Source organism: Martinezella miluonensis (assembly GCF_900094545.1).
Classification (GTDB): Bacteria; Pseudomonadota; Alphaproteobacteria; order Rhizobiales; family Rhizobiaceae; genus Rhizobium; species Rhizobium miluonense.
The window spans coordinates 26,763-38,867 of the sequence record NZ_FMAH01000019.1 but is presented as its reverse complement, the minus strand read 5'-3'; the positions used below and the strand labels follow the sequence as shown (position 1 = coordinate 38,867).

Sequence of the window (12,105 nt, the reverse complement as noted above, 5' to 3'; positions counted from 1 at the left end):
AGATTACGTGGCGCCGATCGTCAATTCTGCGACGAAATCATAGGCGTCTCCCCGATAGAGCGACCTTGTGAATTCCACGGCTCGACCTGAGCCGAGATAGGAAATACGCTCGATCGAAAGGCCTGCCGCTCCCACCGGAACGCCAAGCAGCCCCGCGTCCGCCTCTTTCATATTGGTCGCCGATATGCGCTGAACGGCCCGCACCGGGCGAACCTGCTGCTTCTCCAGTTCCGCATAAAGCGATGTCGTCACCACCGATGGATCCGGCAGGAACTCGCCGGAGACGCTGGCGTGCTCGATCGCGAGCGGCTGATCGTCGGCGATACGCAGGCGGCTCAGCCTCGACACTTTGGTATCGGCGGCAAGGCCGAGGATCATCATCTCGTCGGGGGATGGCGTATGGATGCCCTTATGCAGCCATTCTGAACGCGCGGTCATACCGCGCCGCGCCATATCCTCGGTGAACGAGGTGAGCTGCGATAGGCGCTGTTCCACTTTGGAAACCGGCTTTGCGACGAAGGTGCCTGATCCGTGACGGCGCACCAGAATGCCTTCGGCGACGAGATCGTCGATCGCCTTGCGCACGGTGACGCGGCTGACGGCGGCGAACTCGGCGATATCGCGCTCGGGCGGCAGCGCGTCGCCTTGTTTCAATCTCCCGACCTTTACGGCATCTTCGAGCGTACGGCGCAGCTTGACATAGAGCGGGCCGGTGCCCCCGCCTGACAGGCGTTCCGGTGAGAAGATGGCACTTAAATCCTCGGTCATCCCCGGTTTCCTTCCCCATCCCGCAGTAGTTTTACTGCCAGATCAATTGCTCCGCGTAGCACGTCACCCCTGGGTTCGGCGAGAAGCGTTTTATGGCGCGCATCGAGCCAGGGGCGGTAGGCTTGGGCAAGGCCGCCGAGAAGGCAGATCGAAGGGCATTCGGGCCAGAGCAGCGCGTCGAGGCTTTCGGTTATGGCCTTTGCTGCCGTCTTGACGATGTCCATGGCGACGACATCGTTCATTGCGGCATATTCGAAGACGATCGGCGAATAGCGCGCAAAATCCTTTGGCTTGGATGCATGGGCAAATTCGACGACCCGCTCTGGATCATTTCCGTATTCGGCCATGACGGCATCCGTCAGCGGTGAGGCTGCAGTGACCCGATCAAAGGCGAGAACGGCTCGTTCGAGCAGGTCGCGACCGAGACGGGCGCCGCTCGCCTGATCGCCGATGACAAAACCCCAACCGCCGATCCCCCAGATTTTGCCGTCACGGCGGGCATTGTAGACGGAGCCGGTGCCGAAGGCGCCGATGATCCCATCGGCATCGCCGAGCGCGCCCTGAAGCGCGATCGTGGCATCCGTCACCACGCGAGAGCTCGCGAAGGGAAGGGCGCCCTCCACCCGTTTGCCATAGTTGCCGACATTGGCGCCTGCCGTACCGATGACTGCAGGCAGCTGGCGAACAAGCTCCGGGTCAAGCCCCGCTGTTGCCAATGCCTGCCGTGCCGACTCGACGATGTTGATCAGAGAGTTTTCCAGGTCGGAGAGAATGTTTGCGGCGCCGGCTTTGCCTGTGCCGAGAATTTGCCCCGTTTGGTCTATCACGGCCGCACGGCAGTTCGTTCCGCCGCCGTCGATGCCTATTGCAAACTGTCCCATCATGCCTCCGGATACCGCCTGTTCCCCGCCTTTTTATACAATACCAAAAAAATACCATTTACCAATAGGCAAAGCGTCCATTTTTGCCGTCTTCTATCTATTTGAAAAATTTACATAAAAATTTTTTATTCTTTCTTTTTGCTGCCGAGCGTTAAAATCGGCTGGACAATTGGTATTTTTTTGGCCTTAATTCGTTTCAAGGGAACAGTGCGAATGGACATCGGCAGGGCTGGCAGAACAACAACGGCCGGTAGGCGAGGCGATTAAGCGCGCATCTCGTCGTTGTTCGAAGCCACTGGATCAGGAGGATCCGCGTTTCGGCGCTCGTCATGAATTTCCCGCAGGGTTCTTGCAGTGCCTCCGTTTTCCTGCGGCAGGCAGACGTCGTTCGGGCCGATCGGGCAATTCGCCCCTGAAGCCTTATGCATGGGAGGTCGGCAGAACTGGCGATCTCTATGGAGCGCTGACCGTTTCCTCGGACCGGCTAGCGGATTTTCAGATCGAGAACAGCGCCTTGCTACGGGCGCGGAAAACAGGAGAGGGAAATGAAAACCAATGTTCTGAAAGGCTTGCTTCTCGCATCGAGCCTGCTGACCTCCGTCAGCCTGGCGCATGCAGCCGACGTGACGCTGACCATTGAAAGCTGGCGTAACGACGACCTGCAGATCTGGCAGGAAAAGATCATCCCGGCGTTCGAGGCGAAGAACCCGGGCATCAAGATCGTCTTCTCGCCGACTGCGCCGACCGAATACAACGCATCGCTGAACGCCAAGCTCGATGCCGGCTCCGCCGGTGACATCATCACCTGCCGTCCGTTCGACGCCTCGCTCGATCTCTTCAACAAGAAGCATCTTGTTGATCTCACGAGCCTGAAGGGGATGGACAACTTCTCAGCAGTTGCCAAGGCTGCATGGTCCACGGACGACGGCAAGTCGACCTTCTGCGTGCCGATGGCCTCGGTCATTCACGGCTTCATCTACAATAAGGACGCCTTCGACAAGCTCGGCCTCAAGGTTCCGACGACGCGCGACGAGTTCTTTGCAGTTCTCGACAAGATTAAGGCTGACGGCACCTACATCCCGATGGCAATGGGCACGAAGGATCTGTGGGAAGCCGCAACCATGGGCTACCAGAACGTCGGCCCGAACTACTGGAAGGGTGAGGATGGCCGCAAGGCTCTGATATCAGGCAAGGAAAAGCTGACGGACGCCGCATGGATCGATCCTTACAAGGAACTGGTCAAGTGGAAGCCCTATCTCGGCGACGGTTTCGAGGCTCAGAGCTATTCTGACAGCCAGAACCTCTTCACGCTCGGCAAGGCTGCGATCTATCCGTCCGGTTCCTGGGAAATCGGCCTGTTCAACACGCAGGCTCAGTTCAAGATGGGCGCTTTCCCGCCACCGGTCGCAAAGGCTGGCGACGCAGCTTACATCTCGGACCATCCGGATATCGGCGTTGGCCTCAATGCGAAGAGCACACATCAGGAAGAAGCCAAGAAGTTCCTGAGCTGGGTCGCTTCCGACGAGTTCGCCACCATCTACGCCAATGCGCTGCCGGGCTTCTTCAGCTTGAACTCGCATCCGGTAAAGATGAGCGATCCGCTTGCCCAGGCATTCGTTTCCTGGCGCAACGACCACAAGTCGACCGTTCGCTCCACGTATCAGATCCTGTCGCGCGGCACGCCGAACCTGGAAAACGCAACTTGGACCGAATCCGCGAACGTCATCAACGGCACGGATACGCCGGCACAGGCTGGCGAGAAGCTGCAGAAGGGTCTCGACAGCTGGTACAAGCCGGCCAAGTGATCATCGCTTAGAGGGGCGAGGGGCTTCTGGCTCCCCGCCCTTTTCTTATCATTGACCATCGCTCCGGCGATCATATCGCCATTGCATTGCGACACGCCCGACGTCGTTTCGATCCGGCCGCACACCGGGGCAACGGGTGGATTTGAACCTTAGTGCTACCGTTCCATCGGTCAGCCAACAAGAACAGGCAGAAAGCCATGAGCGACGCTGCGACATCAGATGCCCTTGAGGTCAGGCCGATCAGGCACCCCAAACGCTGGCACATCCTCGTTTTCCTTTTCCCGGCCTTCGTCGTCTACACGGCGATCATGATCCTGCCGCTGATCGAGACCTTGCGACTGTCGCTTTACAACGTCGTCGACAATCAACCCGTCTTCGTCGGTCTGAACAATTTCAAAGTGCTGTTCGGCGATGAGCGCTGGGCGCATGACTTCTGGAATGCGCTGCGCAACAATCTGATCTTCTTCGTCATTCATATGTGCGTGCAGAATCCGATCGGTGTCGCGCTGGCAGCACTTCTGTCTCTGCCGAAGCTGCGCTTCGTCGCCTTCTACCGCACGGCCATTTTCCTGCCGACATTGCTGTCCTTCGTCGTCGTCGGCTTTATCTGGAAGCTGATCCTCTCGCCGCTCTGGGGCGTTGCGCCGGAGCTCTTGAACGTGATCGGCCTCAAGTCGCTTTTTGCGCCCTGGCTCGGCAAGCCGAGCACGGCTCTGATTGCCGTCGCCCTTATCTCCGTCTGGCAATATGTCGGCATTCCGATGATGCTGATCTATGCGGCCCTGCTCAACATTCCAGAAGAGGTCATCGAGGCTGCCGAATGCGATGGCATCACCGGCTGGAGCCAGTTCTGGAAGATCAAACTGCCGCTGGTGCTTCCTGCGATCGGCATCATCTCGATCCTTACCTTCGTCGGCAACTTCAACGCGTTCGATCTGGTCTATACCGTGCAGGGTGCCCTGGCGGGACCCGACGGCTCCACCGATATTCTCGGCACGTTGCTCTATCGCGTGTTCTTCGGCTTTCAGCTGCAGCTGGGTGACCGCTCGATGGGGGCGACGATCGCGACGGTGATGTTCCTGATCATCCTCGCCGGCGTTTCCTTCTATCTTTTCATCGTGCAGCGGCGCATTCGCCGTTACCAATTCTGAGGAGCGGCGATCCATGTCGAAGGCACGCACTTCCGTTATCCGTACCAGCCTCGTCCATCTGGCGCTCATCGCCTATACGCTTGTCGCCATTTTCCCGGTGTTCCTGACGGTCATCAATTCCTTCAAGGATCGCGCATCGATCTTCCGTGCGCCCTTGTCGGTTCCGACGCCATCCTCCTTCAGCATGATCGGTTATGACACCGTTCTGAAGCAGGGGGATTTCCTGACCTATTTCCAGAACAGTTTCATCGTGACGATCGTCTCGATCATTTTCACCTTGCTGTTCGGGGCGATGGCGGCTTTCGCGCTGTCGGAATATCGCTTCCGCGGCAATACCATTACGGGCCTTTATCTGGCGATCGGCATCATGATCCCGATCCGCCTCGGTACGGTCGCGATTCTGCAGGGCATGGTCGCCGCCGGCCTCGTCAACACGCTGACGGCGCTGATCCTCGTCTATACCGCGCAGGGTCTGCCGCTGGCGATCTTCATTCTCTCGGAGTTCATGCGGACCGTATCCGGTGATCTGAAGAACGCCGGCCGGATCGATGGTCTCAGTGAATACGCCATCTTCTTCCGCCTGGTTCTGCCGCTGGTCCGTCCGGCGATGGCAACGGTCGCGGTCTTCACCATGATCCCGATCTGGAACGACCTATGGTTCCCGCTGATCCTGGCGCCGAGCGAGGCGACCAAGACGGTGACGTTAGGCTCGCAGATCTTCATCGGCCAGTTCGTCACCAACTGGAACGCTGTGCTGGCGGCGCTGACGCTCGCCATCCTGCCGATCCTCATCCTCTACGTCCTGTTTTCGCGTCAACTCATTCGCGGCATTACCTCCGGAGCAGTCAAGTGAAACCCGAACAAGCAGATATCAACGCGGCAAACAAGCCAGTTCGTGTGCTCGTCGCCGGGCTCGGCAATATGGGTCGCAGCCACGCCCTCGCGTATCACCGCAATCCGGGCTTCGAGATTGTCGGTTTGGTGAACCGGACAGCTCCAACATTGGATCCGGCCCTGCATATCTACGAGATCCGGCCTGACTTTGCCAAAGCCCTTGCCGAGCTGAAACCGGATCTTTGTTCGATTTGCACTTATACGGAAAGCCATGCCGACTACGCTGTGATGGCGCTTGAGGCAGGTTGCGACGTCTTTATTGAAAAGCCGCTGGCGGCAACTATGGAGGATGCGGAGCGTATTGTTGCCGCCGCCAAGAAGGCCGGGCGGAAGCTGGTGATCGGTTACATCCTTCGCCATCATCCATCCTGGGTGAAACTGATTGAGGAAGCGCGGAAGCTCGGCGGCCCCTATGTCTTCCGCATGAACCTCAATCAACAATCCAGCGGCCCGACTTGGGAAACACACAAGTCATTGATGCGCACGACCTCGCCGATCGTCGATTGCGGCGTGCATTATGTCGACGTGATGTGCCAGATCACCGATGCCAAACCCGTCGAAGTGCGCGGCATGGGTCTGCGGCTATCGCAGGAGATCAAGCCGGATATGTATAATTACGGCCATCTGCAGGTGATCTACGAGGACGGTTCGGTCGGCTGGTATGAGGCTGGCTGGGGGCCGATGATTTCGGAGACGGCCTTCTTCGTGAAGGATGTGATGTCGCCGAATGGGGCAGTCTCGATTGTCGTTGATCCGAATACGAAGTCGGATGATGTGGATGCTCACACGAAGACCTCAACGATCCGCGTTCATCGCGCTGATATCGACAAAGCGACTGGTCGGCTCGCATCTCCGGATGAAATCATCAGCATGACGGGCGAACCTGGTCACCAGGAACTTTGTGAGGCGGAGCAGGCCTTCATGTTGAAGGCCATCCGTGAAGACTTGGACCTCACCCGCCACATGGACGACGCTCTCAACTCTCTTCGAATCTGCCTCGCCGCCGATGAAAGCGTGCGCACCGGCAAGCCTGTTTATCTATAAGGACAAAAGTCTGTGGGATCGCTTCAACTGAAATCCATCCGCAAGGCCTACGGTATCCATGATGTGCTGAAGGGCATCGACCTCGAAGTGAAGGACGGTGAGTTCGTCATCTTCGTCGGTCCTTCCGGCTGCGGCAAGTCGACCCTTCTGCGCAGCATTGCCGGCCTCGAAGACGTGACTTCGGGCGCCGTGCTGATTAATGGGCAGGATGTCACCGTGACGCCGCCTGCAAAGCGGGGCATTTCGATGGTCTTCCAGTCCTATGCGCTCTACCCGCATCTGACGGTGAAGGACAATATGGGGCTTGGTCTCAAGCAGGCCGGCACCCCAAAGGCAGAGATCGACAGCCGTGTCGAGAAGGCTTCCGGCATGCTGTCGCTTGCCCCTTATCTGGCCCGCCGACCGGCCGAGCTTTCCGGCGGTCAGCGCCAGCGTGTCGCCATCGGCCGCGCTATCGTGCGCGAACCGGAACTTTTCCTTTTCGACGAGCCGCTGTCGAACCTCGATGCGGCCCTGCGCGTACAGACACGCCTCGAAATCGCCCGCCTGCATCGCAGCCTTAAGGCAACCATGATCTATGTTACCCACGATCAGGTTGAGGCGATGACGCTTGCCGACAAGATCGTGGTGCTCAATGCCGGCGCGATCGAGCAGATCGGCTCGCCGATGGAACTCTACAATCGCCCGGCCAACACCTTCGTTGCCGGCTTCATCGGCTCGCCGCAGATGAATTTCATTCCGGCCGAGCGGCTGGGCGAAAGCGGCGCCAAGACTGTCGGCATCCGCCCCGAGCATATTACGCTGTCGCCCGATCAGGGCTCTTGGGCCGCCAAGGTCATCCACGTCGAGCATCTCGGCGCCGACACGATCATCTATCTCGAATCCGAGACCACCGGCCTCCTGACCGTGCGTTTATTCGGCGAGCACAAATACGAGCCGGACCAGATCGTTTACGCGACGCCGGACAGGAGCCATATGCATCGCTTCGATGCGAATGACCAAGCGATCCGGGCGTAAATTGGCCTAACCGAGGTGAAGCGGGAAGCTTTGCCTCGGTCGCTTCTCGCTGAAAAATCCCGACAATTGATCACTCGTCTTGCGGACTAGCGAGATTGCCCATTACCAGGGCGGCCCGTTCTATGACCTCGGCAATATGGCTGGAAAGAGCAGGATCGGAGACCGCGCGCGCAAGGGTCACGCCGCCGCTGAGTGTGGCGAGGAGAATGATTGCGCGATCCTCCGCCGTTGTCTCGTTTGCGTCTCCTTTCTTGTCCTCCGGCAGGCCGGCCGCAACATCCGCAATGAGTTTCTTCAATACTGCCGTATAGGCATCGCGCGTTTCCTCGTCGGCGCGCATGACATCGGGGGAAAGGCTCGGCAGCGTGCAGCTGTCGCCGAGATCGCAAGTCCGCTTGTAGCCGAGATAGTAGCTGGCAAAGGTTTGCAGCCAGCCTTTCGACTGGCTTTCCCTGAGTGTTAAAACGGCCTGGCGCAGCTCCTCCAATCCCTCCACGACAGCCGTGCGGAATGCTTCGACCTTAGACTTAAAGTGTCCGTAGAAAGCGCCGTTGGTAACCCCGGCCGCTTTCGTCAGGGCGTCGATGCCCGCACCGCCGTAACCTTCCTTTCGAAATACCTGTCCGGCAGCCGCGATAACCCGTGTCCGGGTCTCTTGCTTATGTTCGGCACTATACCGCATTGCGGCCTCCATTAAGAGTGGTCTCTCTTTATCGGTTGCATAGAGAGCGATCAGTGTGTATCGTTAAAGAGTGATCGGTATATATCAATTGCCGCCACAGGTCCAACAAGGAGATGTTCCATGCCCATTACGCTCACAGTACCCGAAGGACTGCTTTCGTCTCAAGCACAGGCGCAGGCTTTTGCCGGCTTGACCGATGCAGTCCTCGATGTTGCCGGCTTGACCGGGAATACCTTCATGACGGCAAATGTCATCGGCACGATCAACGTGCTTCCCGCCGAACATGTGCTGGCTGCAGGCAAGCCCGTTGCCGCGGCCTTTGTCGAACTCAAGCTGCCCGAGATCGCACTTGCGACGACTGAGGCCAAGCGCGCTTTCATCGAAAAGGCGACAGACGTCGTCGAGCGCGCAGCCGAAGGGCGCATCAAGCGCGAGCACATCTGGTCGAATATCGTCTATGCGCCGGAGGGGGCCTGGGGCATCGCAGGGCAGAGTTACAGCAACGCAGATCTGGTTGGAGCCATTCAGAACGCTGCAGCATCCTAAGCAAAGGCTTATCACCGCTGAGGCAGCGGAGTTAACATCAACTCCGGGCGAGTGCGCTTAAGCCGCTATCGTCCGACAGCAAGAGGGAGGCAGGACGTGCAACTCGCCAATTATCTGTTTTTCACGACGCATTGTGAGGAAGCGCTTGCCTTCTATACCGCCTGTGGGCTCGGCCGGGTCACGCTGTTGGTTCGGCACGGTGCCAATGGAATGACGCTTGCTGACGAGTCTATGCGGGGCAGGGTGATGCATGCGCGTTTCGAGGGGCCAGGCGTGTTATTCTTCGCATCCGACAATCATGACGCCGAGCCGATGCGCGGATCCGCGCACATCCTGGTCATGGACGACCGCGCCAGCGCCGACAGGATTTTTGCCCTATTGGCTGAGGGCGCAACGGTGACGACGCCGCTCGCCGTACAGCCATGGGGCAGCTACTACGGCAAACTGACGGATCGGTATGGCGTGCAATGGATGATTGACTGCGCGCAATAGGAACCTCGCTTATTGCGACTCTGAAAGCTGGTCCAAAATAATCCGGTCGTCCGGACGAATTTATAGCGATGTCATGAAGCTGCGCTATCAAAAGCACGAGCCACTCCAACAGCGAGAGTATCATGACAAACGCAGTATCCACTTATGCAACCTGGCATACGGATCCGCAGGGCGATAGGGCGATGGCGGAATCGCATAGTCCCTATTGGCGGCATTTCATCGAAACGGTGCCGGAGCGTGATTTTTCTTCGAAGACGATTCTGGATTTTGGCTGCAATCGTGGCGGCTTCCTGCGGCTGCTCTATGCCATGCGGCCCTTCCGCCGCGGCGTCGGCGTCGATATCGCCTCGGAGTCGGTGGCTGCAGCTGTCGCGGTCGTCGGCAACATGCCGCTGCAGTTTCATGTGACGACCGACCTGTCCCCGTTTGCTGAAAGCTTCGACGTGGCCTTCAGCTACGAGGTCGTTTATCTGCTGCCGGATCTGAAGCGGCATGCCGAGCAGATGTTCCAGGTCATGCGCAATGGCGGTGTTTATTACGCGGTCACCGGTTGCCACAATGAAATGCCGCTCTGGCCGAAGTGGCGAGACCTCATCGGCGGTAACAGCAATGCGCCGGTGCAGGATCGTTCCCCGCAGGACTACATCGATGCCTTCGCCGCGGCGGGCTTCGATGTCTCCGTCAAGCGCTTCGGCTATGACGGCTTAGTGCATGCGACGAAGGATCGGAAATACTATCCGAGCATTCTCGACGCGCTCAGCTATCCTGCCGAATACAAGCTGTTGTTCCGGCTAGAAAAGCGCGTCTGACATGGAGACGATCGATCGAAAGGGCGGGAGCTCCCTCTGGCATCAGGTTGGTGAAATCCTGGCGGCAGAGATCGCTGCCGGGACTTTCGTTGCTGGAGAGAAATTGCCGACCGAGCCTGAATTGATGCAGCGCTTCGGCGTTAGTCGTTTCACCGTGCGCCAGGCGCTGGGGCATCTGGAGCAGCGCGGGTTGGTTCGCGCCGAACAGGGGCGGGGAACTTTCGTCCACAGGGGTGTGCTCGACTATACGCTGTCGAAGCGCACCCGCTTTCACAAGAACCTGATCGAGCAGGGTTTCGAGCCGGGCGGCGAACTGCTCGTTCACGAGATCATCCCGGCGAGTGAACGCATTGCTGCCTATCTGAAGCTGCCGGTAGGTGCGCTGGTGATCCATCGCCGCGGCGTGATGACGGCCGACGGCATTCCGGCCGAATTGGGCGACTCTTATTATCCGGCCGAACGCTTTCTTGATTTCGACAAGGCCAGATTGCAGTATCAAACGATTTCGGCGGCGCTTGCCAGCTATGGTGTCACCGATTACGAGCGCTTGTCGACGGAGATCGAGGCACGCATGCCGACGGCCGAAGAGGCGCGGATCCTGCGTCAACCGAAATCGACACCGCTGCTCGTGACGCGCAAAGTGGATGCGGATGCGGACGGAGTGCCGATAACCTATTCGGAATCGATCTGGCCGGCCGAGCGCACCACCTTCAATGTTGATCTGCGATAGTTGGGTTGAGGGGAGATCTGCATCGTTTTGCAACGGGACTGCGCCGCGTGCTCCGCTCGCTCTGTTTTAGCGATGAGACAGAATGTTGACAACCTTGCCGAAAGGGTCGCGAAGGTAGAAACGGCGAACGCCCCAAGGCTCGTCGGTGAGGTCATACAATATGCCGAAACCCATGGATGTGGCGCGCTGATAGAGTGTGTCGACATCATCCACCTCGATCGAAAGATCGGGAACGATGGTTCCCGAACCGCCTTCGCTGGCGACGCTGATCTGCGGCACCGTTGCCGCTTCTGAGGCGAAGGTGAGGATCCAGCCATGGTCCATGACAAGGTCGAGCCCGAGCAGGTCGTGATAAAATAGTCGGGCCGCAGCAGGATCGGCGGCGGTAAGGTTTGGGATTATGCGTAAGACGGTCACTGACGTTTCTCCCATGTGAAATGGAGGCGGGCTATCGCCGCGCCTCCACCATGTTGGCTCAGACCGTAACGGATGGCAGCAGCTTTGCGCGTTCTGCGAGAATATGCCGGCAGGCGCTCGCCGCTTCGCGGCCCTTGATGATGAAATGTTCCTTGAAGAACTGGATGTGGGCCTCCGACTCCTGGAAGTGATGTGGCGTCAGGACTGCCGAAAGGATCGGCACGCCGGTGTCGAGCTGAACGCGCATCATTGCATCGAGAACCGTATTGGCAACGAATTCGTGGCGATAGATGCCGCCATCGACAACAAAAGCGGTGGCGACGATCGCCGAATAGCGGCCGTTGCGAGCAAGCGTTTGCGCATGCAACGGGATTTCAAGCGCACCTGGCACGTCGAAGATATCGATCGGCGATGCGCCTTCCGCCGTCTGCCACTCGGCAATGAATGAATCGACGCAACGGTCGACGACATCGGCGTGCCAGCGGGCCCGAATAAGCGCAATGCGGCTCGGCTGGGTAGAGATAGAAATAGTCATGAATTTGCCTTTCAAGGGTTGTGTCAAATATCCCTTGGGCGAACACGCAGCATTGCGGCGCCCCTCGGCGCCGAGGAGGTGCGACCCTGCTTGCTCTCTTCCATCCGGACTATACCGTCGGCTCCGGCCTTTCACCGGATCTGCTGACCCTTTCGGAAAACCGAAAGGCGCTCGCGGGCTCGGGGAAATCCCCATACCGCCGGTGGGGAATTTCACCCCGCCCTGAGAACGCGTGAACTATAAATGCATTTCCGCTGGGAAATCAAAGAAAAACGCCAGGCTTTTGGCCCGGCGTTGGCGATTATTTTTCCAAAACATTCCTCTTGTGTGAGGA

Annotated in this window: 14 protein-coding genes and 1 riboswitch; of the genes, 9 read left to right on the top strand and 5 right to left on the bottom strand. The window is 58.5% G+C overall.

The window, feature by feature from the left end:
• Positions 1-3: 3 nt before the first annotated feature.
• Positions 4-768 carry a GntR family transcriptional regulator gene (locus tag GA0061102_RS16535; RefSeq protein WP_092850919.1) on the bottom strand — a complete coding sequence of 255 codons (765 nt, stop codon included), beginning with the start codon at positions 766-768 and terminating at the stop codon, positions 4-6.
• A complete protein-coding gene (locus tag GA0061102_RS16530) occupies positions 765-1,649 on the bottom strand; it encodes a glucosamine kinase nucleotide-binding domain-containing protein (RefSeq protein WP_092850915.1) in 885 nt (294 codons plus the stop codon). The genes GA0061102_RS16535 and GA0061102_RS16530 overlap by 4 nt, the downstream gene beginning before the upstream one ends.
• A gap of 545 nt (positions 1,650-2,194) precedes the next feature.
• Between GA0061102_RS16530 and GA0061102_RS16525 the strand changes: the two genes are divergently transcribed.
• The 5 genes from GA0061102_RS16525 (at position 2,195) to GA0061102_RS16505 (ending at position 7,560) form a co-directional block, all read left to right on the top strand.
• Positions 2,195-3,454 carry an ABC transporter substrate-binding protein gene (locus tag GA0061102_RS16525; protein WP_092850913.1) on the top strand — a complete coding sequence of 420 codons (1,260 nt, stop codon included), beginning with the start codon at positions 2,195-2,197 and terminating at the stop codon, positions 3,452-3,454.
• A gap of 197 nt (positions 3,455-3,651) precedes the next feature.
• Positions 3,652-4,605, top strand: a complete 954-nt coding sequence (locus tag GA0061102_RS16520) for a carbohydrate ABC transporter permease (protein WP_092850911.1) — start codon at positions 3,652-3,654, stop codon at positions 4,603-4,605.
• 13 nt (positions 4,606-4,618) lie between these two features.
• Positions 4,619-5,458 (top strand): carbohydrate ABC transporter permease, encoded by an 840-nt coding sequence (locus GA0061102_RS16515; RefSeq protein ID WP_092850909.1) that lies wholly within the window; start codon positions 4,619-4,621, stop codon positions 5,456-5,458.
• A gap of 17 nt (positions 5,459-5,475) precedes the next feature.
• Complete coding sequence (locus GA0061102_RS16510) at positions 5,476-6,543, top strand: Gfo/Idh/MocA family protein (protein WP_092851078.1); 1,068 nt, start codon at positions 5,476-5,478, stop codon at positions 6,541-6,543.
• Positions 6,544-6,555: 12 nt separating this feature from the next.
• On the top strand, positions 6,556-7,560 hold the full coding sequence (locus GA0061102_RS16505; RefSeq protein ID WP_092850907.1) for an ABC transporter ATP-binding protein: 1,005 nt from the start codon (positions 6,556-6,558) through the stop codon (positions 7,558-7,560).
• A gap of 70 nt (positions 7,561-7,630) precedes the next feature.
• Here the strand turns inward: GA0061102_RS16505 and GA0061102_RS16500 are convergent, their stop codons facing one another.
• Positions 7,631-8,242, bottom strand: a complete 612-nt coding sequence (locus GA0061102_RS16500) for a TetR/AcrR family transcriptional regulator (protein WP_092850905.1) — start codon at positions 8,240-8,242, stop codon at positions 7,631-7,633.
• A gap of 120 nt (positions 8,243-8,362) precedes the next feature.
• Here GA0061102_RS16500 and GA0061102_RS16495 point away from each other — a divergent pair, with 120 nt between their 5' ends.
• The 4 genes from GA0061102_RS16495 (at position 8,363) to phnF (ending at position 10,819) form a co-directional block, all read left to right on the top strand.
• Entirely contained in the window at positions 8,363-8,788 is a 426-nt protein-coding gene (locus GA0061102_RS16495) for a tautomerase family protein (RefSeq protein WP_092850903.1), read from the top strand.
• 96 nt (positions 8,789-8,884) lie between these two features.
• Complete coding sequence (locus GA0061102_RS16490; protein ID WP_092850901.1) at positions 8,885-9,280, top strand: VOC family protein; 396 nt, start codon at positions 8,885-8,887, stop codon at positions 9,278-9,280.
• 122 nt (positions 9,281-9,402) lie between these two features.
• Positions 9,403-10,089: a class I SAM-dependent methyltransferase gene (locus GA0061102_RS16485; protein ID WP_092850899.1), complete on the top strand. Its 687-nt coding sequence runs from the start codon at positions 9,403-9,405 to the stop codon at positions 10,087-10,089.
• Between the two features lies 1 nt (position 10,090).
• Complete coding sequence (gene phnF / locus GA0061102_RS16480) at positions 10,091-10,819, top strand: phosphonate metabolism transcriptional regulator PhnF (RefSeq protein ID WP_092850897.1); 729 nt, start codon at positions 10,091-10,093, stop codon at positions 10,817-10,819.
• 66 nt (positions 10,820-10,885) lie between these two features.
• Here the strand turns inward: phnF and GA0061102_RS16475 are convergent, their stop codons facing one another.
• Both GA0061102_RS16475 and GA0061102_RS16470 read right to left on the bottom strand, forming a co-directional pair.
• Positions 10,886-11,236, bottom strand: coding sequence for a VOC family protein (locus GA0061102_RS16475; RefSeq protein ID WP_092851074.1), 351 nt, complete (start codon positions 11,234-11,236; stop codon positions 10,886-10,888).
• A gap of 58 nt (positions 11,237-11,294) precedes the next feature.
• Positions 11,295-11,771, bottom strand: a complete 477-nt coding sequence (locus GA0061102_RS16470) for a 6,7-dimethyl-8-ribityllumazine synthase (protein WP_092850893.1) — start codon at positions 11,769-11,771, stop codon at positions 11,295-11,297.
• Positions 11,772-11,859: 88 nt separating this feature from the next.
• Positions 11,860-12,005, bottom strand: a riboswitch (FMN riboswitch).
• Positions 12,006-12,105: the final 100 nt, after the last annotated feature.

Bases quoted from the DNA above. Each gene is read 5' to 3' on its own strand.
- GA0061102_RS16535 (WP_092850919.1), bottom strand. From the start codon at position 768: ATGACCGAGGATTTAAGTGCCATCTTCTCACCGGAACGCCTGTCAGGC.
- GA0061102_RS16530 (WP_092850915.1), bottom strand. From the start codon at position 1,649: ATGGGACAGTTTGCAATAGGCATCGACGGCGGCGGAACGAACTGCCGT.
- GA0061102_RS16525 (WP_092850913.1), top strand. From the start codon at position 2,195: ATGAAAACCAATGTTCTGAAAGGCTTGCTTCTCGCATCGAGCCTGCTG.
- GA0061102_RS16520 (WP_092850911.1), top strand. From the start codon at position 3,652: ATGAGCGACGCTGCGACATCAGATGCCCTTGAGGTCAGGCCGATCAGG.
- GA0061102_RS16515 (WP_092850909.1), top strand. From the start codon at position 4,619: ATGTCGAAGGCACGCACTTCCGTTATCCGTACCAGCCTCGTCCATCTG.
- GA0061102_RS16500 (WP_092850905.1), bottom strand. From the start codon at position 8,242: ATGCGGTATAGTGCCGAACATAAGCAAGAGACCCGGACACGGGTTATC.
- GA0061102_RS16495 (WP_092850903.1), top strand. From the start codon at position 8,363: ATGCCCATTACGCTCACAGTACCCGAAGGACTGCTTTCGTCTCAAGCA.
- GA0061102_RS16485 (WP_092850899.1), top strand. From the start codon at position 9,403: ATGACAAACGCAGTATCCACTTATGCAACCTGGCATACGGATCCGCAG.
- phnF (WP_092850897.1), top strand. From the start codon at position 10,091: ATGGAGACGATCGATCGAAAGGGCGGGAGCTCCCTCTGGCATCAGGTT.
- GA0061102_RS16470 (WP_092850893.1), bottom strand. From the start codon at position 11,771: ATGACTATTTCTATCTCTACCCAGCCGAGCCGCATTGCGCTTATTCGG.